Origin of the sequence: Pseudomonas sp. NFPP28 (assembly GCF_900115535.1) — a bacterium.
In the GTDB taxonomy this organism is placed as follows: Bacteria; Pseudomonadota; Gammaproteobacteria; order Pseudomonadales; family Pseudomonadaceae; genus Aquipseudomonas; species Aquipseudomonas extremorientalis.
The window spans coordinates 20,376-42,211 of the sequence record NZ_FOWT01000002.1 but is presented as its reverse complement, the minus strand read 5'-3'; the positions used below and the strand labels follow the sequence as shown (position 1 = coordinate 42,211).

Here is a 21,836-nt window from a genome sequence, read left to right as displayed (position 1 = left end):
TCTACCAACCCTGGGAAGCGCACGTAATCTGCGACGTTCTGCCACAGGGGCATGTCGCGCTTCATCCTTTTGCGGCGCGGGTGGTAGAGTCGCCGCCATGAAATCGAGCCACCCCGACCGTTCGCTGATCGCCTGGGCCCTGTACTTCTGCGTGCTCATGAACCTGTTCGTCTGCGGTTTGGGGCATGGGCAGATGACGGGGCAGGCGCTCAATGGCATCGGTGGGGCGTTCTGTTCGGTGAGCGGCAACCAGGCGCCACTTTCCGACAAAGGGTTGGGTAGCCCATCTTCCAGCAACATCTCGAACTACTTTGCCTGCCCGGTCTGCAACGCACTGACCGTTGCGCTGGTGTTTCTGGTCGGCCTGGCCTGGCTGCTGGGCATGGGACACCCCCCGCGTCCGGCCCATGAACGGCGCAACAAGGCGCCGCCACGATATTCCTGGCCGTCGGCCAACCCCCGCGCTTCCCCTGCATTCTGACGTTTGCCTTGGGCCTCCTGAAACCGGGAGGCGTCCCATCGTCATGACTGTGAGTGCGTTTCATGAACCACCTGTTGCCCACAGGCGCCAACCGCCTGGTCAGCAAGGCGTCCCGCCGCCTGCACGCGGAGCCGGCGCCGCCTGAATACCCCAGCAATTCCCGCAGTTTCGTGCACTTGGATGCTCGCCTGCTGCCGTACTGGCACACTTTGTTCGACATCTGCCCGGCGCTGCTCAAGCTGGACCCGCCCGAGGGCCTGAACCTGTTTCGCAGCTTCATGACCTGGGCCTATCGCCACCGGCCGCCGCTGGATTGGACCTACCACGTGAACGTCTGCCGCTGGCTGCTGGGCTCGGAGTATCGGGCGCAGATCGATGACGAACCCATCGAGGCGTTCATGGCGGCGGCTGCCGCGCGTTGGGTGCAGACGGATAAAAGCCAGGCCAGGGGTGTGGTCCTGGCCTGGCAGGGCGCAACGCTGTTTGATTGGAAGGGCTCGCCGTACGCGATGGTTGAACGCCAGGCATTGCCCCCTGCGCAAACGGACTTCGCCTGGTGCCCGTTGAACAGCCGGGGTGAATTCAGTCGATGGTTGCCGGTGCCCTGAGGTGTTGGCGGATCCACGTGACAACGTCCGTCATCCTCAGGCGCGGCAGCACTTCGACAGTACTTGATCAGGGAAACAGGCGTTCCTTGAGAAAGTCGATAAACACCCGCAACTTGGGCGACGGGTGCCGGCTCGACGGCCACATCATGCGAAAGCTGCCATGCTCGGTGCAGTCAGGCAGCACCTGCAGCAATTGCCCGCTGTCGAGGGCCTCGCGAATGGCGAAGTCCGGCAGGTAGGCGATACCAATGCCGTGCAGTGCAAAACATACCCGGGCTTCGAGGTTGTTGCAGATCATCGCCGCCGGCAGGTGCTGGTCGAGTTCGATGCCCTGGGTGTGCAACGGCCAACGCTGCAACTTGCCGGTATTCGGGAAGCGGAACAGGATGCAACTGTGCTGGGCCAGGTCGCTGGAGCGCTGCGGTGTGCCGTGACGCTCGAGGTAGGCGGGGGCCGCCACGACGATCATCCGATAATCCCCCACCAGCCGTGAACTCAAGCGCGAGTCCGGCGCCTCGCCGCTGCGCAACACCGCGTCGTAGCCTTCCTCAACCACATCCACGCGGCGGTCGGTGAAGCTCAGGTCCAGCTCGACGTCGGGGTAGGCCTGCTTGAAGTCGGCCAGCACCGGCAAAAACGGATGGCCCACCAACGGCAGGCTGACCTTGAGGCGACCACTGGGCGCCTGGCTGACTTGGGACAACTCCGCCTCGGCTTCCTCGATTTCCCGCAGGATGCGCCGGCTGCGCTGCAAAAACAGCTCGCCCTCGGCAGTCAACGTCACGCTGCGCGTACTGCGGTGGAACAGTCGCACACCCAGGCGCTCCTCCAGGCGCGCAACGCTCTTGCCGACCGCCGACGCCGTCACCCCCAACACCCGCCCGGCGGCGACAAAGCTGTGAGTGTGTGCGACCTGCACAAAGGCATTCAGGGTCGTGAGGTTGTCCATCTGATGCACCGATTGCCGACGGGAATTGCCCGATACCCTAACGCAATTGCCAGCATTGCGGAATGAAAGCTCCGCAGACCCAGGAATCGCCCCCTACTTAATCCCGTGGAGCGAGGTTCTTATCCTTGCGCAAAACCCTCACGAGAGACCTGAACATGACTGACTTGATGCAACGCTGGGAAATCCCGACCTTTGGCCTGCATACCTTGCGCCTGGCCCGTGTGCCGCGACCGCTGGCCAAGGCCGGGGAGGTGCTGGTGCGCGTCGCGGCGGTGTCGCTCAACTACCGTGACGCCGAGGTAGCGGAAAACGGCATGGGCGCCAGCCTGCAATTCCCTTTCACCCCGGCGTCCGACATGGCGGGCACGGTGGTGGCAGTGGGGGAGGGTGTGAGCCGGTTCAAGGTGGGCGATAAGGTGCTGTCGAGTTTCTTCGCCGGCTGGGTCGACGGCAGGCCGTTGTCCTGGGCCGACGCGCCACCGCAAGGCGGCCCGATCCCCGGCATGCTTGCCGAGTACGTGGCCACCCCCGCCGAATGGTGCGTGCTCGCGCCGCGCTCGTTGAACGCCACCCAGGCCAGCACTTTGCCGGTGGCGGCATTGACGGCCTGGATGGCGCTGATCGAACTCGGCCACTTGCACGCCGGCCAGACCGTGGTGGTGCAGGGCACCGGCGGCGTCTCGCTGTTTGCCGTGCAATTGGCGGCGGCCCATGGCGCCCGTGTGATCATCACCAGCAGCAGCGATGAAAAAATCGCCCGTGCCGTCGAACTGGGCGCCACCCATGGCATCCACCGTGGCCGGGTGCCGGACTGGCACCACGCCGTGCTGGAACTGACCGGCGGACGCGGCGCCGAGCACGTGCTGGAAATGGCCGGTGGCGACAACCTGGCGCGTTCACTGCAAGCGGTGAGCAACGGTGGGCGTGTCTCAGTGATCGGCCTGCTCGAGAGCGACCAGTTGAGCGCGTCGCTGATGAGCCTGCTGGCCAAGCGCGCCGCCATCGTCGGTGTAGCGGTGGGGCCACGGCGTGCCCTTGAAGACCTGGTTCGCATGGTGGAGCGACACAGCCTCGAACCGGTGATCGACCACACCTACCGCTTTGCCGAAGCGCCCCGGGCCTTCGCCCATTTGCAGCGCGGCGCCTTCGGTAAAGTCGTGATCGAGGTCGGCCCGTGATCTACATCATCCAGAGGGTATTCGGGCTCGTACCAGGGCCGTGTCTGCACTGCACCTCACTGCTGGACACGCGCTCGCCGCTCGGTGGATTGTTACGCAAACTGAAAAAGTGAATCGTGCAGTTCGTGGCTTTTTCCCCAGGGATCAAGCCTATACCGTGCGCGCTCCCGTCGAGTGCCGCTCTACAGGCCTGCGACAAGAACAGGCCGGGGCTGCGACGGATCGCCTCACTTACTGCTCGGAGCCTTCATGAACCACAAGACTTGCCTGGTGCTCGCCGTCTCTATCGGCGCTGCGCAGCAGGCGGCTGCGTCGGGTTTTATCGATGACAGCAAAGCCAGCCTCGACCTGCGCAACTTCTACTACAACCAGGACACCCGCAACGCCAAGGCCGCCTCGGACAAGGAATGGGGCCAGGCCTTTATGTTCAACTACCAGTCCGGTTTCACCGAAGGCACGGTCGGCCTGGGCCTGGACCTGCAAGAGTGGTACGGCCTGCGCCTGGACGCCTCGGGCCGGGCCGGCAAGTCCGGTGCCGACAACACCCCCGGCAGCGTCTTCCCGCTGGACGATGGCAAGGCCGCCCATGACTTCAGCAAGACCGGCGTCACCGGCAAACTGCGCATTGCCCAGACCCAACTCAAGGCTGGCAGCCTGACGCCCAGGCTGCCGGTGCTGACCACCGAAGACGGGCGCCTGTTGCCCCAGACTTTCCGCGGCTATCAGGTGGAGTCCAGGGACTTCAAGGACATCAACCTGATCGCGGGCAAGATCGAGCAGGTCGTGGACCGCAATTCCAGCAACGGCCAAGGCCTGTCGATTGCCGGCGCCAATGACCCGGTCAAGGGCAAGTCCAGTCACCAGTTCTACTACGGCGGCGTGGATTACACCGTCAGCAAGCAACTGCAGGTGCAGTACTACTACGCCAGCCTGGAGAACTTCTACCAACAGCACTTCCTGGGCCTGGTGCACAACTGGCAACTGCCGGTGGGGCAGCTCAAGAGCGACCTGCGGTATTTCTACAGCACCGCCGACGGTAAGAACGGCAGTGCGTCGGGCCGGAGCGAAGGTTATGTCGGCTCGGGCTACTACGCGCCCGGCGTCACCACAGGCAAGGTCGACAACCGCTTGTGGAGCGCACTGTTCACCTATGGCTTGAGCGGGCATTCGCTGAGCCTGGGCTACCAGAAAACCACCGGGCAAAGTGACTTCCCGCACATCAACCAGGGGCAGGGCCGTTCGCTTTACCTGATCACCAACTCCCAGTCGCTCAAGTTTGTGAATGCCGGCGAACAGGCCATGGTGGGCAGTTATGCCTATGACTTTGCCAGCCTGGGCGTACCGGGGTTGCGCTCCAGTGTGACTTACATTCACGGCAGCCATATCCGCACCGCCGGCCGCGACAACAGCGAATGGGAGCGCGACCTGCGCCTGGACTACGTGATCCCCACCGGCGCCTTGAAAGGGCTGGGCTTTACCTGGCGCAGTGCGGTATTGCGCGGCAATGACACGGCGGACAAGGACGAGACGCGGCTGATTGTCAGCTACAGCATCCCGTGGCTGTAACGGGCTTGACCGACGTCAAGGCGCGCAAGCCTCCAGGCCGCCACACTGTCGCCTCGACGCCACCTGCGAGGCCACCATGCTTTACCTGCTGTTTCTGCTGGCCCATCTGTTCGCCGCGCTGATCTTCATCGGCACGGTGTTTTTCGAAGTGCTGATCCTGGGCGGTCTGCATCGGCAATTGCCGGCGCGGGTGATGCTGCAGGTCGAGCAAGGCATCGGTGTGCGTGCCCGGGCGCTTATGCCGTGGGTGTTGCTGGTGCTGTTCGGCGCCGGGCTGGGCATGGTCGGCTTGCGTTACCTGCCGGTGTTGGCCGCGCCGTTCGCGTCGTCGTTCGGCACCCTGTTGACCCTCAAGCTGATCCTCGCCGCCAGTGTGCTGCTGCACTTTCTGCTGACGATGCTGCGCATGCGCCGTGGCCGGGTGAGTGCGGCTTACCTGCGGGTTATCCATCTGAGCCTGTTCGGGCATATGGTCGCCATCGTGCTGTTGGCCAAGAGCATGTTTTACCTGACCTGGTAAAGCCCTTGATGCACATCAAGGTACGCCGTGGCGTCGCACCGATGAGGGTTTCACGGTGCACGGTGATTGCAGCCGCATTGGTCTGGGTCTGTTCGGCTGACACTAGCGGGACGTGCCCTCGGCAAACTCGATCTTGTTGACCCGCTGGTGCAGGCGCACGCACAGCGTGCCGAGCAAGGCGAACTTGCTCCGAGGTTAATCCGGTTGCCCTTGGCGCAGCTTGATCTGCGACAAGGGCAAGATGCGCACACCGGCGCACCATCGGCGCAGTGATAAATTCAGGAGCCCTGCCATGCACGTACTGGATCGACGCAAGGCCATGTCGATTACCCCGCTGTTTCGCCTGGCCTTCCGGCCGTTTTTCCTCGGTGCCTGCCTGTTGGCCGCGCTGGCGGTGCCGCTGTGGCTGCTGGCCCTGGGCGGCATGACCGGCAGTTGGCAACCGGCCTGCGGCTGGCTGGCCTGGCATCGGCATGAACTGCTGTTCGGCTTTGGCCTGGCGATCATCGCCGGTTTCTTGCTGACGGCGGTGCAGACCTGGACCGGTCGTCCCGGACTCAGCGGGGCACCGTTGGGCGCACTGGCGGCGCTGTGGCTGGCGGCGCGCGTGGGCTGGTTGCTCGACCTCCCGCTGCCATTGCTGGTGGTGCTGGAACTGAGCTTCCCGCTGGCTGTGGCGGGCGTGATGGGATGGACGCTGTGGCAGGTGCGGCAGACGCGCAATTATCCGATTGTGCTGGTGCTGGTATTGCTGGCGGTGGCCGATGGCTTGTCACTGTATGACCAGGGCCTGCGGCGCCAGGCGGTGTTGACCGGCCTCTGGCTGGTGGCGGCGATGATGGGGCTGATCGGCGGGCGGGTGATCCCGTTTTTCACCCAGCGCGGCCTGGGTCGGGTCGCGGCGGTCAAGCCCTGGCCCTGGTTGGATCACCTGCTGTTGGGCGGTTCGATTCTAGTGGGGCTGTTGTATGCCGGTGGGGTGGCCTTGTTGCCACGGGCCTGGATCGGTGTGCTGTTCGCGCTGCTGGGCGTGGGCCACCTGCTGCGCCTGGCGCGTTGGCATGATCGCGGCCTGTGGCGGGTGCCGCTGCTGTGGTCCCTGCACCTGGCCTATGCCTGGCTGGCGCTGGCGTGCCTGGGCATGGCGCTGTGGCATTTTGGCGTGCCGCTCAACCCGAGCCTGGCGGTGCACGCCTTGACCATCGGCGCCATGGCCGGGTTGATCCTGGCGATGATCGCGCGGGTCAGCCTGGGCCATACCGGCCGGCCATTGCAGCCGCCCTCGGGGATGACCCTGGCCTTTGCGCTGCTGAACCTGGCGTGTGTGTGCCGGGTGCTGCTGGTGCTGGTGTGGCCGGTGGCGGCGTTGTGGCTGGCCGCGCTGTGCTGGTCCGTCGGCCTGGGGCTGTACCTGTGGCGCTACGGGCCGATGCTGTGGCAGGCGCGTGTCGACGGGCATCCGGGTTAGGAGAGATCCATGTATTCAGTGCTATTGATGGTTCATCTGCTGGCGGCCAGCGCGTTCATCGGCACGCTGTTTTTTGAAGTGGTGATCTGGCACAGCGCCCGGGAGGAGTTGGCCTGGTCCGCGCAGTTCACCTGCGACCAGGCGATTGCCCGGCGCTCGCGACGGGTGCTGCATCTGGTGGTCATCGTGCTGTACGGCGCGGGCCTGGGGCTGGCCTGGCACTACTGGGGCGTGCCGTGGAACAGTCGTTTTGCGTGGCTGCTGAGCCTGAAAATCCTGCTGGCCCTGAGCATCATCGGGCACTACCTGTTGCTGGCGTACTGGCTGGGTAAACAGCGCCTGAGCGCCAAGCGTGCACGGTGGATTCGGCGCAGCATCCTCGCGCGCATGGTGCTGATCGTGATCATCGCCAAGTCGTTGTGGTAAGCGGTATGCGGCGTCATGCCGCGGCCGATTGTTGATCGCGGTCAAGGGATAACGGTGCGCCAGTTCCCACACTGTGGCGAACTTTCTGGAGGACCGCGCCATGCCCCTGTCCCTTGCGCAATTGCGCCGCAACTACACCCTCTACGGCCTTCGCGACGACTGCCCGCAGGCCGACCCGCTGGAGCTGTTCGGCCAGTGGCTGGACCAGGCCCGCAAGACCGAAGTGCCGCCGGCCGAGGCCAACAGCATGGCCCTGGCCACGGTGGACGGCCAGGGGCATGCCCACTGCCGCATCCTGCTGCTCAAGGGCTTCAGCGCCGACGGGTTTTTCTTTTTTGGTAATTACCAGAGCGCCAAGGGCCATGAACTGGCGGACAACCCCCATGCCGCCATGACGTTCTTCTGGCCGGGCCTGGAGCGCCAGGTGCGTATCGAAGGCCCGGTGGTGAAGGCCGATGCCGAGCTGTCGGACGACTACTTCGATGCCCGCCCGGCCGCCAGCCAGTTGGGCAGCTGGGCCTCGCCCCAGAGCCAGCCCCTGGCCCATCGCAGCGAGTTGGAAGGGCGCCTGCGCGAGGTCACCGAGCGTTTTGCCGGGCGCCAGCCGCCCCGGCCCGAGCACTGGGGCGGCTACTGCCTGCAACCCCGGCGCATCGAGTTCTGGCAAGGCCGGCCAGACCGCTTGCACGACCGCCTCGACTACCGCCTGCATGACAGCGGGTGGCAGCGCACGCGCCTGGCCCCCTGACGGCATACCTCCTTCGAGGAATAGGCCCTGCGCCCGATGCGGCGCAGGCTGGACGCATCTTTTCAACGCCTGGAGCCTGGATCATGGCCCATCTGACCCAATGCAGTTTCGTTTCCCTGAACATCGCGGTGCTGACCATCAGCGACACCCGCACCTACGACACCGACACCTCCGGGGACACGCTGGTGGACCGCCTGCAACGTGCCGGCCACATGCTGATCGACCGGGGCATCGTGATGGATGACATCTACCAGATCCGCGCACGCGTCTCGCAATGGATCGCCGACCCGCAGGTGCAAGTGGTGCTGATGACCGGCGGCACCGGCTTCACCGCGCGCGACAACACGCCCCAGGCGGTGTTGCCGCTGCTGGACAAACAGGTGGATGGCTTTGGCGAGTTGTTCCGCCAGGTATCGCTGGCGGAAATCGGCATGTCGACCCTGCAATCCAGGGCCCTGGCCGGTTTCAGCAACGGCGTGCTGGTGTGCTGCATGCCCGGTTCGCCGGGGGCCTGTCGTACTGCCTGGGACCAGATCCTGGTTGGCCAGTTGGACAGCCGTACCGGCCCGTGCAATTTTGCGCCGCACCTCAAGCCGCAACTCGATCAGAGCCTCGCTGCCTGTGAGGCACGCTCATGAGTACCTGCGACAGCGGCGACCTGCTGCCGGTAGAGGAGGCCATCGAGCAGTTGCTGGCCCAGGCGCCGCCGCCACCGGCCACCGAAATGCTTGCGTTGGCCCAGGCCCTGGGCCGGGTGACCGCCGAAGAGGTGTTCTCGCCCCGCGACCTGCCGGGTTGGGACAACAGCGCCATGGACGGCTACGCCCTGCGCGCGTTTGACGTGCCGGAGCAGGGCGGCTACCTGGAAGTGGTCGGGCGGATCGCCGCCGGGCACAGCACGGATGTGCCGTTGCAGCCCGGGCAAGCCGTGCGCATCTTCACCGGCGCGCCGCTGCCGCCGGGCGCCGATAGCGTGGTGCCGCAGGAACGCTGCCGGGTGTATGGCCAGCGCATCTGGTGCCCGCCGTTGCGCCTGGGCGAACACGTTCGCAAGCGCGGCGAAGAGCTGCAACGCGGGCAACGGGTACTGAGCACCGGCAAACGCCTGCGCGCCCAGGAGCTCGGCCTGCTGGCGGCGGCGGGCATTCCCCGGGTCAAGGTCTACCGGCCACTGCGCGTGTGCCTGCTCAGCAGTGGCGATGAACTGCGCGAGCCGGGCGAGTCGCTGGCGCCGGGGCAGATCTACAACAGCAATCGCTACCTTGTGGCGGCGTTGCTGCGTGGCTGGGGCGTGGAGGTACACGACTACGGCGTGATGGCCGACGCCCTGGCGGCCAGCCGCGATGCGTTGATGCTGGCCTCGTCTGAGTGCGACCTGCCGCTGACCACCGGCGGCGTGTCGGTGGGTGAAGAGGACCATCTCAAACAGGCGATCCAGGCACTGGGCAAGGTCGAGTTCTGGCGCCTGGCGATCCAGCCCGGCAAACCCCTGGCGTTCGGCCAAGTGGCCGGCAAACCCTGGATCGGCCTGCCGGGCAACCCCACCGCCGCGCTGGTCACCACGCTGATCGTGGTGCGCCCGTTCCTGCTGCGCGCCCAAGGTGTGGAGCGGGTGTTGCCGGTGCCTGTCAGCGTGCCGGCGGCCTTCGAGTGGCTCAAACCCAACAAGCGCCGCCAGTACCTGCGTGCGCGCTTGAGCCCCGACAGCGATGGGCAGCTGCGCGCCATCCTGCACCCCCAGCAAAGCTCGGCGATGCTCGCCGCCGCCTGCTGGGCCGATGGCCTGGTGATCGTCGAGCGCGAGCAGCAGGTGCTCAAGGGTGCCGCCGTGCCGTTCCTGTCGTTTGCCGATTTTCAATAAGGAGCCACCATGCAACTGGTCTGCCCGGCAGGCAACCTGCCTGCGCTGAAAGCCGCTGTACGCCAAGGCGCCGACGCGGTGTACGTGGGTTTTCGCGATGACACCAATGCCCGGCACTTCGCCGGGCTGAACATGGACGACAAGCAGTTCGACGCTGCTGTCGCCCATATCCGCCAGCACCAGCGCAAGCTCTACGTGGCGGTCAACACCTACCCGCAACCGAAAATCTGGTCGCGCTGGCAACGCGCCGTGGACCGTGCCGCCGACCATGGCGTGGACGCCCTGATCGCCGGCGACCCCGGCGTTCTCGGCTACGCCGCGCAACGTCATCCACAGCTGGCGTTGCACCTGTCGGTGCAGGGCTCGGCCACCCATGCGGCGGCGTTGAAATTCTATGTGGAACGCTACGGCATCCGGCGCGCCGTGTTGCCTCGGGTGTTGTCGTTGGCCCAGGTCAAGCAGGTGGCGGCCAGCGGCACGGTGCCCATCGAGGTGTTCGGCTTTGGCAGCCTGTGCATCATGGCCGAAGGGCGTTGCCATCTGTCCTCCTACATCACCGGCGAATCCCCCAACCTGTGCGGCGTGTGTTCGCCGGCCAAGGCGGTGCGCTGGAGCGAGGACGCCGATGGCCTCAGCGCACGCCTGAGCGAAGTGCTGATCGACCGCTACACCCCGGACGAACCCGCCGGCTACCCGACCCTCTGCAAGGGCCGCTTCCTGGTGGGCGGCAAGCGCTTTCATGCGCTGGAAGAGCCCACCAGCCTCGACACCCTGGACCTGTTGCCCGAACTCAGTGCCATCGGCGTGGAAGCGGTGAAGATCGAAGGCCGGCAACGCAGCCCGGCCTATGTGGAGCAAGTTACCCGCGTATGGCGCGCCGCCCTCGACGCCCATCGCAGCAGCCCGGCCCATTTCGCGGTCCAGGACCAATGGCGCCAGGTGCTTGCCGGGCTTTCCGAAGGCAGCCAGACCACCCTGGGGGCTTACCATCGTGCATGGCAATGAGGACACACACATGAAACTCAGCCTGGGACCGGTGCTGTTTTATTGGGACAAGGAACAGTTGGGGCGCTTCTACGCCGACATGGCCGCCTTGCCCCTGGACGTGATTTACCTGGGGGAAACCGTGTGCGCCAAACGCCGCGCGCTGAACCTGGATCAATGGCTGGGCCTGGGGCGTGAGTTGCAGGCGTGCAGCCCGGCGCAGATCGTGCTGTCGAGCCTTACCCTGATCGAAGCCGCGTCCGAACTCTCCAGCCTGCGCCGCCTGTGCGACAACGGCGAGTTGCTGGTGGAGGCCAACGACATGGGCGCCGTGCAGTTGCTGATCGAGCGCAAAGTGCCCTTTGTCGGTGGCCCGGCGCTCAACCTCTACAACGGCCACGCTCTGGTGCAACTGCTCGACGCAGGCATGCAACGCTGGGTGCCGCCGGTGGAATGCTCCCACGGGCTGATCGCCGATGTGCTGGAGCAGGTCCGCGAACTGGGGCGGCCGCTGCCCGAGGTGGAGATCTTCGCCTACGGCCATTTGCCCCTGGCGTACTCGGCGCGCTGCTTCAGCGCCCGTGCGGAAAACCGGCCCAAGGACGACTGTCAGTTCTGTTGCATCAATTACCCGGATGGCATGGCGTTGACCAGCCAGGAGGGGCAGGCGCTGTTTACCTTGAATGGGATTCAGACGATGTCCGCCGAGGTGACCAACTTGCTGGCGGACTATCCCGGTCTGGTGGCCTGTGGCGCCGACCTGTTGCGCCTGAGCCCACGGGCCGAGGGCATGGCCGAGGTGGTGCGTGCCTTCGACGAGGTGCGCCAGGGGGCCACGCCGCCGTTGGTGGTGAGTGGCTGCAACGGTTACTGGCATGGGCAGGCCGGCATGTTACGGGTCGAGGAGGTGGGGTTGTGTTGAGTCGCAAGCAATGGTTGCTCAAGGGCGCTGACCGGGTATTGCCGCTGGTTCGCCGTGTGCCTTTCGCAGTGCAGCGCCTGGCGTTGCAACAGGGGCTCAACCGCTGCCTGGCCGAGCCGCTGCGCGACGGCGGTTTTGACCTGCTGCGCGGGCGCTGGCTGTGCCTGCGGATTCCGGACCTGGGTTTGTGCTGGTACCTGACATTGACGCGGGACGGGTTGCGGATTGCGCAGAAGGCGCAGGCCCAGGTGACCATCAGCGGCAATTGGCGCGAATTTCTATTGCTGGCCAGTCGGCAGGAAGACCCGGATACGTTGTTCTTCCGGCGGCGCCTGGTGATCGAAGGGGACACGGAGCTGGGGTTGGGTTTGAAGAACCTGATCGACAGCCTCGACCCGGAGGTCTTGCCGCCCTGGTTGTGGCGCAATCTGGAGCGGGCCGGGCGGGGGCTTGCGACCTGACGGCATCTGCGCCCCGGGGGTTGGGGTATGCCTCGTTGGGGGGGCTCGGTGGGCATATGTCGGTGGGCATATCCGTTTCTTCGGTAACGGCCGCCTATGGTTCCGCCCTTACGGCGGGTCACTTTTGAAAAGAGCCCAAAAGTAACCAAACCAGGATGAACGCGGCGACCTCACTGTTTTTTGGGGCTGCTTCGCAGCCCGACGCGGGGCAAGCCCGCTCGCCACAGTAAGTGGGTTACACAGCACAAAAAGCGTATCTGCGATGTGCAGCGAGTCGCTCTTGCTTTTGATCTTCGGCGCCCCGTCAACCCTGTGTCCGGTCCATACAGCGCTCTTCCAAAAGTGACCCGCTGTAAGAGCGGAACCGTCAGCAGCCGTTACCTAAATAACGGATATGTACTCACACCCCTCAACCTCAAAAAAACTCACCCGACCTGCCTCAAATGCTCCATCGCCCAAACCGCCGCTTCCACCCGCGACCTCAACCCCAGCTTATGCAGCAAATTCTTCACATGCACCTTCACCGTCCCCTCGGTAATCCCCAACTTATGCCCGATCACCTTGTTGCTGTAGCCACTGGCAATCGTCTTCAACACCTGCCGCTCCCGCTCGGTCAATTCCACCGCCGCATGGGGTTGCGGCGAGCGCAACGCCTGGGCCAGGACCCTGGTCAAGCCAGGGCTGATCACCAATGCACCATGCAACGCATCACGGATAAACTCGACCACCAATTCCGGTTCCATGTCCTTGAGCAGGTACCCATTGGCATCCAGGCGCAGCGCATCGCGAATATCGTCTTCAGCGTCGGACACGGTAAACAGCAACACCTTGCCCGCGTAGTCCATGGCCCGCAGGCGGCGCAGGGTTTCCAGGCCGTTCATCTGCGGCATGTTGTTGTCCAGCAGCACCAGGTCCGGTTGCAGGCTGGCGATCCGGTCGAGGGCTTCCTGGCCGTTGCCGGCCTCGCCGACCACGTGCAGGTCATCTTCCAGTTCGAGGATCTGGCGCATGCCGTGGCGCATCATCGGGTGGTCGTCGACCAGCAGGATCCGGTGACGAAGAGGGACGTTCATGAGGTGCTGCCTTGTAGGGTGTGGCCGAGGAATTCCGGCTGGAAACGCAGTTGCACGCGGGTGCCCTGGGGCTCGCGTGGGCTGATCTCAAGCAGGCCGTGCAGGCTGCGGGCGCGTTCGTCCATGATGGTCAGGCCGTGGTGTTCGCGCTGGTCGACGGCGCCGCAGAAGCCCCGGCCATCATCTTCGATGCTCAGGCTCACGGTTTCGCCGACCTGGCGCAGTTGCAGCCAGGCATTCTGTGCATGTGCGTGGCGCAGGCAGTTGGACAGCGCCTCGCGGGTGATCTGCAGCATGTGAATCTGCTCGCTGGCCGACAGCTGGAAGGCCAGGGCGTCCGCGTGCAAGTGCACCTGGAATTCGCCGCGTCGGGAGAATTCTTCGGCGGTGTCCTGCAGCTCCTGCACCAGCCCGGCGTCGTGGATCTGCAGGCGGAAGGTGGTGAGCAATTCGCGCAGTTGGCGGTAGGCGTTGTTCAGGCCATCGCGCAGTTCGCTGGTGACGGAGGCCAGGGTTTCCACCGGCTCGCCACGGCGGATCAGGGTTTGCATGCGGCTCACTTGCAGCTTCATGTAGGACAGCGCCTGGGCCAGGGAGTCGTGCAGTTCGCGGGCGATGATGGTGCGCTCGTCCAGCAGCAACAGGCGGTGGTCCTGCTCGCGCTGGCGCTTGAGCGACAGCGAGGTGCCGATCAGGTTGGCCAGGGCCTGGATCAGTTGTTTTTCCCAGTCCTGGGGCGGGTGGCCATCGAGGAAGTGCGCCTTGAGTTCGCCCAGTTCCGTGCCCTGGTTACTGATACTGAACACCTGCGGTGGTGCGGCCTTGTGTTTCTGGCAGGTGGCGCAGTCGCCGATGGCGCACACGTTGCGGCTGTTCTCGCCGTGCAGGGCCAGCATCTGCTGGGCCGGGGCAAGGAAGTGACCTTGCAGGCACAGCGACAGGCGCAGGCCCGGCAGGCGTTTCTGGAAGCGCCGGATCAGTTCATCCAGGCCCTCGGCGTTGGCCAGGCGCGTGGCCAGGCTGCGGCTGCTCTGGTAGAGCAGTTCGAGGGCGGCGTTGGCTTGTTGCAGGTTGAGGGTCTTGAGCTGTACCTGGGTTTCCAGGGTGCGATGGGAGGCCTCGATGGTCTCGGCCATGGCGTTGAAACTCAGGGCCAGTTGACCCAGTTCATCCTCGGAGCGGTGGTTGACCCGGGTCTTGAAGTCGCCGTCGCGAAAACGCCGGGTGGCGTGCACCAGTTCTTCCAGCGGGTTGACCACGCCGTACTGCAACTCGTACAGGCCGAGCAGCAGGATGATCAAGGTGCTGAACAATGCCAGGCCCTGGATGCCTTGCTGCCAGCTCTGCTTCTGTTCGCTCTGTTGCTGCAACAGGCTGACGAACTGGTTCAGTTGCTCGACGAACGCCGGCGCGCGGGCCTGGAACAAGTCGGCATCACCGCGGATTACCGCCGGGCGCAGTTCGGTGTCCCAGCGTTGGCGGATCTGCTGGTAACTCTGCAACAGGGCGCTTTGCGGGCCGTCTTCCAGCGCCGCCTTGAGCGAGGGGCTGTCGAGCCGGCGTTGCAGGCTCTGGCTGACCTCGGCGACCTCATCCGCGCGCGCGCCGGCCGCCAGCTTCCAGCTGAGGTGGTAGGTCTCCATGCGCACCGAGCCTGCGGTGTTGATCGCTGCGGCGTCGCCCTGGCTGAACCAGGCGATCAGCCCGGCGCTGAGGGAGCTGGCCAGGGCCAGGATCGCGATCAGGATCACCGCCAGGCCGGCGCGGGCGGGCAGGGAGCTGCGCAGCCAGTCAAGCATGACGGTGCAGTCGGAGTGGATGGCAGAGCAGCATGGTCGCACCTGGAGCGGGAAAGGGGGGTGTCAATGGCCTTCCCTGGCGCACTACCTCTAAAGAATTGCCGGCAAACCCTCCCACGGACAAAAGCCGGCACAAGAGAACAATCCATTGATAAATAAAGGCTTTCTCTTGTTCTGGTGCCTACCTCCTTGGAGGTAGACGCGGCGAGCATAGCCCCATACCCACCCGGCGGACGTTGACCTGGGTCAAGTTCCACCCAAGTGCCGCCCCTAACCTGCGCCCATGGAATCACTTTCTGGAGCGCATACCGTGACTCAACCCCTTATAAGACAAGGCCTGGTGCTGGGCATGAGCACCCTGGCCTTCACCGTCTGCTTTATGGTGTGGATGATGTTCGCCGTGCTTGGCGTGCCCATCAAGGAGCTGCTGCAACTCAACGAAACCCAGTTCGGCCTGCTGGCCGCTACGCCGGTATTGACCGGCTCCCTGGTACGCCTGCCACTGGGGCTGCTCACCGACCGTTTCGGCGGGCGCATCGTGTTCTTCCTGCTGATGCTCGCCTGCGTGTTGCCGCTGTACCTGATCACCTACGCCACCGCCTACTGGCAGTTCCTGGTGCTGGGCCTGTTTGTCGGCCTGGCCGGCGGCTCGTTTTCGGTGGGCATCGCCTACGTCGCCAAATGGTTCGACAAGCACAACCAGGGCTTCGCCATGGGCGTGTTCGGCGCCGGCAACGCGGGGGCGGCGGTGACCAAGTTTCTCGCGCCGGGCCTGATCGCCCTCGGCACCTGGCACCTGGTGCCCAAGGTGTTCAGCGCGATCCTGTTTATCACCGCGCTGCTGTTCTGGTTCCTCACCAGCGAAAACAAGGCCCACCGCAGCGCCGGCGGCGCTTCCTTGCGCCAGCAGTTGCTGTGCCTCAAAGACCCGGCCGTGTGGCGCTACTGCCAGTACTACTCGATTGTGTTCGGCGGCTATGTGGCGCTGGCGCTGTGGGTGACCAAGTACTACGTGCAGGAGTACGGTTTCAGCCTGCAAAGCGCTGCGCTGCTGGCTGCGTGTTTCTCGCTGCCGGGTGGTGTGCTGCGCGCCGTGGGCGGCTGGATGTCCGACCGCTGGGGCGCGCAGAGCGTGACCTGGTGGGTGTTGTGGGTGAGCTGGGTGTGCCTGTTCCTGCTCAGCTACCCGCAGACCCAACTGCAGGTGATGACCGTCAACGGCCCGTTGGATTTCCACATCGGCCTCACGCCTGCGCTGTTCACCGTGCTGCTGTTCGTGATGGGCATCGCCTTCGCGTTCGGCAAGGCCTCGGTGTTCAAGTACATCGCCAACGACTACCCGCAAAACATGGGCGCGGTGTCCGGCATCGTCGGCCTGGCCGGTGGTCTGGGTGGCTTTGTGCTGCCGATTATGTTCGGCGCCCTGGTGGACCTCTCCGGCGTGCGCTCTTCCTGCTTCATGTTGATGTACGGCGTGGTCTGGGTGTCCCTCGCCTGGATGTACTTCAGCGAAATCCGCAAACAACCGCTGCTCGGCAAGCCCGCGCTCCAAGGAGAATGATCATGTCCATTGCGCAAAAGCCCACCTCGGGCCCGGTGATCCATGACTGGCGCCCCGAAGACCCGGCGTTCTGGGGCGCCAGCGGCAAGAAGACCGCCACCCGCAACCTGTGGATCTCGATCCCCGCGCTGTTGCTGGCCTTTGCCGTGTGGATGGTGTGGAGCACGGTGATCGTGCGCCTCAACGCCATCGGCTTCAGCTTCAGCACCGACCAGCTGTTCTGGCTGGCGGCACTGCCGGGCCTGTCTGGCGCGACGTTGCGGGTGCTCTACTCGTTCATGGTGCCGATCTTCGGCGGGCGCCGCTGGACCGCCCTGAGTACCGCGTCGTTGCTGCTGCCGTCGCTGTGGATGGGCTTCGCGGTGCAGGACCCCGACACGCCGTACAGCGTGTTCGTATTGATCGCGTTGCTCTGCGGTTTCGGCGGCGGCAACTTCGCTTCGAGCATGTCCAACATCAGCTTTTTCTACCCCAAGGCGCAGCAGGGCACCGCCCTCGGTTTGAACGCCGGCCTGGGTAACCTGGGCGTGTCGGTGATGCAGTTCTGCGTGCCGCTGGTGATCACCTTCGGGGTGTTCGGCCTGATGGGCGGGCAACCGCAAACCCTGGCCGACGGCAGCCAGCTGTGGTTGCAGAACGCCGGTTTCATCTGGGTGCCGTTCATCCTCACCGTCACCGTGGCCGCGTGGTTCGGCATGAATGATCTGTCCAGCGCCCGCGCGTCGTTCAGCGACCAGGCGGTGATCTTCAAACGCAAGCACAACTGGCTGATGTGTTGGTTGTACCTCGCGACCTTCGGTTCATTCATCGGTTTTTCGGCGGCGTTCCCGCTGCTGATCAAGACCTCGTTTCCCGAGGTGGTCGCGCTGAAATTCGCCTTCCTCGGCCCGTTGGTGGGCGCGTTGGTACGCCCGCTCGGCGGCTGGCTGGCAGACAAATTGGGCGGTGCGCGGGTGACCCTGTGGAATTTCGTGCTGATGATCGTGATGGTGTTCGGCGTGCTGCACTTTCTGCCGCAGAACGGGCAGGGCGGCAGCTTCTACGGCTTTCTCGGCCTGTTCATGCTGTTGTTCATCACCACCGGCATCGGCAACGGCTCCACCTTCCGCATGATCCCGGTGATCTTCCGCACCGTTCACGAGAAGGCCAGTGCCGGCAGACCCGCTGCGGTGCGTGAACAGGCCCTGAAGGACGCCGGCAAGGAATCTGCTGCGGTGCTGGGGTTCAGCTCGGCCATGGGCGCGTTCGGCGCGTTCTTTATCCCTAAATCCTTCGGCAGTTCCATGGCCGCCACCGGCAGCCCGGCCATGGCCTTCTACATGTTTGTCGGTTTCTACCTGAGCTGCATCGTCGTGACCTGGTGGTGGTACGCCCGCAAGGGCTGCGCCACACCCTGCTAGTCCGACCTGAATTCGCGGGGCAACGCACCCCACGGCACGCCTGATGAGGAAAGCACCATGAGTCACTTACTGGATCAACTGCGGTTCTTCAACCGCAAGCAAGACGAGTTCTCCGAGGGGCACGGCGAGACCCGCAAGGAGTCCCGCGACTGGGAAAACGTCTACCGTTCGCGCTGGCAGTACGACAAGATCGTGCGCTCCACCCACGGGGTGAACTGCACCGGCTCCTGCTCGTGGAAGATCTACGTGAAGAACGGCCTGATCACCTGGGAAACCCAGCAGACCGACTACCCGCGCACCCGCAACGACCTGCCCAACCACGAACCCCGTGGCTGCCCGCGTGGCGCCAGCTACAGCTGGTACATCTACAGCGCCAACCGGCTCAAGTACCCGAAGATCCGCAAGCCGTTGCTCAAACTGTGGCGTGAAGCGCGCCTGACCATGGCTCCGGTGGAGGCCTGGGCGAGCATTGTCGAGGACAAGGCCAAGGCCGAGTCGTACAAGAGCAAGCGCGGCATGGGCGGTTTCATTCGCTCCAACTGGGAGGAGGTCAACGAGATCATCGCTGCCTCCAACGTCTACACCATCAAGCAATACGGGCCGGACCGCATCGTCGGCTTCTCGCCGATCCCGGCCATGTCCATGGTCAGCTACGCCGCCGGCTCGCGTTACCTGTCGCTGCTGGGCGGGGTGTGCCTGAGTTTCTATGACTGGTACTGCGACCTGCCACCGGCCTCGCCGATGGTGTGGGGCGAGCAGACCGACGTGCCGGAATCGGCCGACTGGTACAACTCCAACTACATCATTGCCTGGGGTTCCAACGTCCCGCAGACCCGTACGCCGGACGCGCATTTCTTCACCGAGGTGCGCTACAAGGGCACCAAGACCGTGGCCATCACCCCAGACTATTCGGAAGTGGCCAAGCTCACCGACCTGTGGCTCAACCCCAAGCAGGGTACCGACGCGGCGTTGGCCCAGGCCTTCAATCATGTGATCTTCAAAGAGTTCCATCTCGACCACCCGAGTACCTATTTCACCGACTACGCCAAGCGCTTCACCGACCTGCCGGTGCTGGTGATGCTCAAACCCATGACCGGGTTTGCCCCCGGCGCCGGCTTCCAGCCCGACCGCTTCCTGCGCGCCTCGGACCTCACCGGCAACCTGGGCCAGGACAACAACCCGGAATGGAAAACCATCGCCCTCGATGAGAGCGGTGAGCTGGTGTCGCCACAAGGTTCCATCGGCTACCGCTGGGGCGAGAAGGGCAAGTGGAACATTCTCGCCAAAGAGGGCGGCGAAGGCCGTGCCATCGACCTCAAGCTCAGCCTGATCGGCGCAGACGTGGCCGAAGTCGGCTTCCCGTACTTTGCCGGTGAAGCCCACGAACACTTCCAGCACGTGGCCGGTGACGCGGTGCAGTTCCGCCGCGTGCCGGTGCTCAACGTGACGTTGGCCGATGGCAGCGTGGCCAAGGTCGCCACGGTGTTCGACCTGTCGGCGGCCAACCTGGCCATCGACCGTGGCCTGGGCGGCAGCAACGTGGCCCGGGACTACGACGACGCCAGCGTACCGGGCACCCCGGCCTGGCAGGAAGCGATCACCGGCGTCAGCCGCGAGAAAGCCATCCAGATCGCCCGTGAGTTCGCCGACAACGCCGACAAGACCAAGGGGCGCTCAATGATCATCGTCGGCGCGGCGATGAACCACTGGTACCACATGGACATGAACTACCGCGGGCTGATCAACATGCTCATGCTCTGCGGTTGCGTCGGCCAGACCGGGGGCGGCTGGGCCCACTATGTCGGCCAGGAAAAACTGCGCCCGCAATGCGGCTGGTTGCCCCTGGCGTTCGGCCTGGACTGGAGCCGCCCGCCACGCCAGATGAACGGCACCAGCTTCTTCTACGGCCACAGCTCGCAGTGGCGCCACGAAAAAATGAACATGCACGACGTGTTGTCGCCGATGGCGGACAAGTCGCAGTTCCCCACCCATGCACTGGACTACAACATCCGCGCCGAACGCGCCGGCTGGTTGCCCAGCGCGCCGCAACTGAACACCAACCCGCTGCATATCTGCCGGGACGCGGCCGCTGCCGGCATGGAGCCCAAAGACTACGTCATCAAGGCCTGGCAGGACGGCACCTTGCGCTTTGCCTGCGAGCAACCGGACAGCCCGGTGAACTTCCCGCGCAACATGTTCATCTGGCGTTCCAACCTGCTCGGTTCGTCGGGCAAGGGCCATGAGTACATGCTCAAGTACCTGCTCGGCACCAAGAACGGCGTGATGAACGAAGACATTGGCTTTGGCGGCGAAAGCAAGCCCACCGAAGCCGAATGGGTCGACGACGGCGCCATCGGCAAGCTCGACCTGGTGACCACCCTGGACTTCCGCATGTCGTCCACCTGTGTGTACTCCGACATCGTCTTGCCGACCGCCACCTGGTACGAAAAAGACGACATGAACACCTCGGACATGCACCCGTTCATCCACCCGTTGTCGGCAGCCATCGACCCGGCGTGGGAGTCGCGTTCCGACTGGGAAATCTACAAGGGCATTGCCAAGGCGTTCTCGGCCATGGCGGTCGGGCACCTGGGCGTCGAGCAGGACCTGGTGACCGTGCCGCTGATGCACGACAGCGTCGGCGAACTGGCCCAGCCGTTCGGTGGCACCGACTGGAAAAGCGCCGGTGTGGCGCCTGTACCCGGCAAGAACGCGCCGAACATGGCGGTGGTGGAGCGTGACTACCCGAACATCTACAAGAAATTCACCTCCCTTGGGCCCTTGCTGGAAAAACTCGGCAACGGCGGCAAGGGCATCAACTGGAACACCGATGACGAGGTGGCCTTCCTCGGCGAGCTGAACCATCACGAAGGCGACGCGGGCATCAGCCATGGCCGGCCGAAGATCGATACCGCCATCGATGCGGCCGAGGTGATCCTGTCCCTGGCCCCGGAAACCAACGGCCATGTGGCGGTCAAGGCCTGGGCGGCGCTGTCGGCCTTCACCGGCATCGACCACAGCCACCTGGCGCTGCCCAAGGCGCATGAGGCGATCCGCTTCCGCGACATCCAGGCGCAGCCGCGCAAGATCATCTCCAGCCCCACCTGGTCGGGCCTGGAAGACGACCACGTGAGCTACAACGCCGGCTACACCAACGTCCACGAAAACATCCCATGGCGCACCATCACCGGCCGCCAGCAGTTCTACCAGGACCACCCGTGGATGCAGGCGTTCGGCGAACAACTGATGAGCTACCGGCCACCGGTCAACACCCGCACCATCGAAGGGGTGAAGGGCAAGCGCAGCAATGGTGAGACCGAGATCGTGTTGAACTGGATTACCCCGCATCAGAAATGGGGCATCCACAGCACCTACAGCGACAACCTGCTGATGCTCACCCTGAGCCGTGGCGGGCCGATCGTGTGGCTCTCGGAGATCGACGCGAAACGCGCCGGCATCGAGGACAACGACTGGATCGAATGCTTCAACGTCAACGGCGCACTGACCGCCCGCGCGGTGGTCAGCCAGCGCGTGAAGGAGGGCATGGTGATGATGTACCACGCCCAGGAACGCATCGTGAACGTGCCCGGTTCGGAGACCACCAAGACCCGTGGCGGCCATCACAACTCGGTGACCCGCGTGGTGCTCAAGCCGACCCACATGATCGGCGGCTACGCCCAGCAGGCCTACGGCTTCAACTATTACGGCACGGTCGGTTGCAACCGCGACGAGTTCGTCGTGGTGCGCAAGATGGCCAAGGTCGACTGGCTCGACGGTGCCACCGGCGATGACTTGCCGCGCCCCTTGCCGACCGATATCGAGGAGAACTGA

Annotated in this window: 19 protein-coding genes; 16 read left to right on the top strand and 3 right to left on the bottom strand. The window is 64.6% G+C overall.

The window, feature by feature from the left end; genetic code table 11:
- Positions 1 to 97: 97 nt before the first annotated feature.
- Positions 98 to 481 (top strand): DUF2946 domain-containing protein, encoded by a 384-nt coding sequence (locus BM110_RS05495; RefSeq protein ID WP_093512661.1) that lies wholly within the window; start codon positions 98 to 100, stop codon positions 479 to 481.
- Positions 482 to 543: 62 nt separating this feature from the next.
- Positions 544 to 1,089, top strand: a complete 546-nt coding sequence (locus tag BM110_RS05490; RefSeq protein WP_093512659.1) for a putative natural product biosynthesis protein — start codon at positions 544 to 546, stop codon at positions 1,087 to 1,089.
- Positions 1,090 to 1,156: 67 nt separating this feature from the next.
- On the opposite strand, the gene BM110_RS05485 is transcribed toward BM110_RS05490, so the two are convergent.
- Complete coding sequence (locus BM110_RS05485) at positions 1,157 to 2,038, bottom strand: LysR family transcriptional regulator (protein ID WP_093512657.1); 882 nt, start codon at positions 2,036 to 2,038, stop codon at positions 1,157 to 1,159.
- A gap of 155 nt (positions 2,039 to 2,193) precedes the next feature.
- On the opposite strand from BM110_RS05485, the gene BM110_RS05480 reads away from it, so the two are divergent.
- The 11 genes from BM110_RS05480 (at position 2,194) to BM110_RS05430 (ending at position 12,172) form a co-directional block, all read left to right on the top strand.
- Positions 2,194 to 3,216 (top strand): zinc-dependent alcohol dehydrogenase family protein, encoded by a 1,023-nt coding sequence (locus BM110_RS05480; protein WP_093512655.1) that lies wholly within the window; start codon positions 2,194 to 2,196, stop codon positions 3,214 to 3,216.
- A gap of 249 nt (positions 3,217 to 3,465) precedes the next feature.
- On the top strand, positions 3,466 to 4,782 hold the full coding sequence (locus BM110_RS05475; protein ID WP_093512653.1) for an OprD family outer membrane porin: 1,317 nt from the start codon (positions 3,466 to 3,468) through the stop codon (positions 4,780 to 4,782).
- A gap of 76 nt (positions 4,783 to 4,858) precedes the next feature.
- Positions 4,859 to 5,302, top strand: coding sequence for a CopD family copper resistance protein (locus BM110_RS05470; RefSeq protein WP_092245392.1), 444 nt, complete (start codon positions 4,859 to 4,861; stop codon positions 5,300 to 5,302).
- Positions 5,303 to 5,594: 292 nt separating this feature from the next.
- Entirely contained in the window at positions 5,595 to 6,770 is a 1,176-nt protein-coding gene (locus BM110_RS05465; RefSeq protein ID WP_093512651.1) for an NnrS family protein, read from the top strand.
- Between the two features lie 9 nt (positions 6,771 to 6,779).
- Positions 6,780 to 7,196 carry a hypothetical protein gene (locus BM110_RS05460; protein WP_093512649.1) on the top strand — a complete coding sequence of 139 codons (417 nt, stop codon included), beginning with the start codon at positions 6,780 to 6,782 and terminating at the stop codon, positions 7,194 to 7,196.
- Positions 7,197 to 7,296: 100 nt separating this feature from the next.
- A complete protein-coding gene (gene pdxH / locus BM110_RS05455) occupies positions 7,297 to 7,944 on the top strand; it encodes a pyridoxamine 5'-phosphate oxidase (protein ID WP_092245401.1) in 648 nt (215 codons plus the stop codon).
- An 83-nt stretch (positions 7,945 to 8,027) separates the two neighbouring features.
- Positions 8,028 to 8,582: a molybdenum cofactor biosynthesis protein B gene (moaB, locus tag BM110_RS05450; protein ID WP_093512647.1), complete on the top strand. Its 555-nt coding sequence runs from the start codon at positions 8,028 to 8,030 to the stop codon at positions 8,580 to 8,582.
- Positions 8,579 to 9,805: a molybdopterin molybdotransferase MoeA gene (gene glp / locus BM110_RS05445; protein ID WP_093512645.1), complete on the top strand. Its 1,227-nt coding sequence runs from the start codon at positions 8,579 to 8,581 to the stop codon at positions 9,803 to 9,805. The genes moaB and glp overlap by 4 nt, the downstream gene beginning before the upstream one ends.
- Positions 9,806 to 9,814: 9 nt before the next feature.
- On the top strand, positions 9,815 to 10,810 hold the full coding sequence (locus tag BM110_RS05440; RefSeq protein ID WP_092245410.1) for a ubiquinone anaerobic biosynthesis protein UbiU: 996 nt from the start codon (positions 9,815 to 9,817) through the stop codon (positions 10,808 to 10,810).
- Between the two features lie 10 nt (positions 10,811 to 10,820).
- Positions 10,821 to 11,711 (top strand): U32 family peptidase, encoded by an 891-nt coding sequence (locus BM110_RS05435; protein ID WP_092245413.1) that lies wholly within the window; start codon positions 10,821 to 10,823, stop codon positions 11,709 to 11,711.
- Positions 11,705 to 12,172 (top strand): ubiquinone anaerobic biosynthesis accessory factor UbiT, encoded by a 468-nt coding sequence (locus BM110_RS05430; protein WP_092245416.1) that lies wholly within the window; start codon positions 11,705 to 11,707, stop codon positions 12,170 to 12,172. Before BM110_RS05435 ends, BM110_RS05430 begins: the two co-directional genes overlap by 7 nt.
- Positions 12,173 to 12,597: 425 nt before the next feature.
- Here the strand turns inward: BM110_RS05430 and narL are convergent, their stop codons facing one another.
- Both narL and BM110_RS05420 read right to left on the bottom strand, forming a co-directional pair.
- Positions 12,598 to 13,245, bottom strand: coding sequence for a two-component system response regulator NarL (gene narL, locus BM110_RS05425; RefSeq protein WP_092245419.1), 648 nt, complete (start codon positions 13,243 to 13,245; stop codon positions 12,598 to 12,600).
- Positions 13,242 to 15,044 carry a HAMP domain-containing protein gene (locus tag BM110_RS05420; protein WP_093512644.1) on the bottom strand — a complete coding sequence of 601 codons (1,803 nt, stop codon included), beginning with the start codon at positions 15,042 to 15,044 and terminating at the stop codon, positions 13,242 to 13,244. Before BM110_RS05420 ends, narL begins: the two co-directional genes overlap by 4 nt.
- A 310-nt stretch (positions 15,045 to 15,354) precedes the next feature.
- On the opposite strand from BM110_RS05420, the gene BM110_RS05415 reads away from it, so the two are divergent.
- From BM110_RS05415 to BM110_RS05405, 3 genes are read left to right on the top strand one after another with little or no spacing between them, the layout of a single operon-like run.
- Positions 15,355 to 16,605: an MFS transporter gene (locus tag BM110_RS05415; RefSeq protein WP_093512642.1), complete on the top strand. Its 1,251-nt coding sequence runs from the start codon at positions 15,355 to 15,357 to the stop codon at positions 16,603 to 16,605.
- A gap of 2 nt (positions 16,606 to 16,607) precedes the next feature.
- A complete protein-coding gene (locus BM110_RS05410; protein ID WP_093512640.1) occupies positions 16,608 to 18,005 on the top strand; it encodes a NarK family nitrate/nitrite MFS transporter in 1,398 nt (465 codons plus the stop codon).
- A 57-nt stretch (positions 18,006 to 18,062) separates the two neighbouring features.
- Positions 18,063 to 21,836, top strand: coding sequence for a nitrate reductase subunit alpha (locus tag BM110_RS05405; protein ID WP_093512638.1), 3,774 nt, complete (start codon positions 18,063 to 18,065; stop codon positions 21,834 to 21,836).

Coding starts and splice junctions, on each gene's coding strand:
- BM110_RS05440 (WP_092245410.1), top strand. CDS start 9,815: ATGCAACTGGTCTGCCCGGCAGGCAACCTGCCTGCGCTGAAAGCCGCT.
- BM110_RS05465 (WP_093512651.1), top strand. CDS start 5,595: ATGCACGTACTGGATCGACGCAAGGCCATGTCGATTACCCCGCTGTTT.
- BM110_RS05435 (WP_092245413.1), top strand. CDS start 10,821: ATGAAACTCAGCCTGGGACCGGTGCTGTTTTATTGGGACAAGGAACAG.
- BM110_RS05405 (WP_093512638.1), top strand. CDS start 18,063: ATGAGTCACTTACTGGATCAACTGCGGTTCTTCAACCGCAAGCAAGAC.
- narL (WP_092245419.1), bottom strand. CDS start 13,245: ATGAACGTCCCTCTTCGTCACCGGATCCTGCTGGTCGACGACCACCCG.
- BM110_RS05420 (WP_093512644.1), bottom strand. CDS start 15,044: ATGCTTGACTGGCTGCGCAGCTCCCTGCCCGCCCGCGCCGGCCTGGCG.
- pdxH (WP_092245401.1), top strand. CDS start 7,297: ATGCCCCTGTCCCTTGCGCAATTGCGCCGCAACTACACCCTCTACGGC.
- BM110_RS05480 (WP_093512655.1), top strand. CDS start 2,194: ATGACTGACTTGATGCAACGCTGGGAAATCCCGACCTTTGGCCTGCAT.
- BM110_RS05495 (WP_093512661.1), top strand. CDS start 98: ATGAAATCGAGCCACCCCGACCGTTCGCTGATCGCCTGGGCCCTGTAC.
- glp (WP_093512645.1), top strand. CDS start 8,579: ATGAGTACCTGCGACAGCGGCGACCTGCTGCCGGTAGAGGAGGCCATC.
- BM110_RS05490 (WP_093512659.1), top strand. CDS start 544: ATGAACCACCTGTTGCCCACAGGCGCCAACCGCCTGGTCAGCAAGGCG.
- BM110_RS05470 (WP_092245392.1), top strand. CDS start 4,859: ATGCTTTACCTGCTGTTTCTGCTGGCCCATCTGTTCGCCGCGCTGATC.
- BM110_RS05460 (WP_093512649.1), top strand. CDS start 6,780: ATGTATTCAGTGCTATTGATGGTTCATCTGCTGGCGGCCAGCGCGTTC.
- BM110_RS05485 (WP_093512657.1), bottom strand. CDS start 2,038: ATGGACAACCTCACGACCCTGAATGCCTTTGTGCAGGTCGCACACACT.
- moaB (WP_093512647.1), top strand. CDS start 8,028: ATGGCCCATCTGACCCAATGCAGTTTCGTTTCCCTGAACATCGCGGTG.
- BM110_RS05475 (WP_093512653.1), top strand. CDS start 3,466: ATGAACCACAAGACTTGCCTGGTGCTCGCCGTCTCTATCGGCGCTGCG.
- BM110_RS05410 (WP_093512640.1), top strand. CDS start 16,608: ATGTCCATTGCGCAAAAGCCCACCTCGGGCCCGGTGATCCATGACTGG.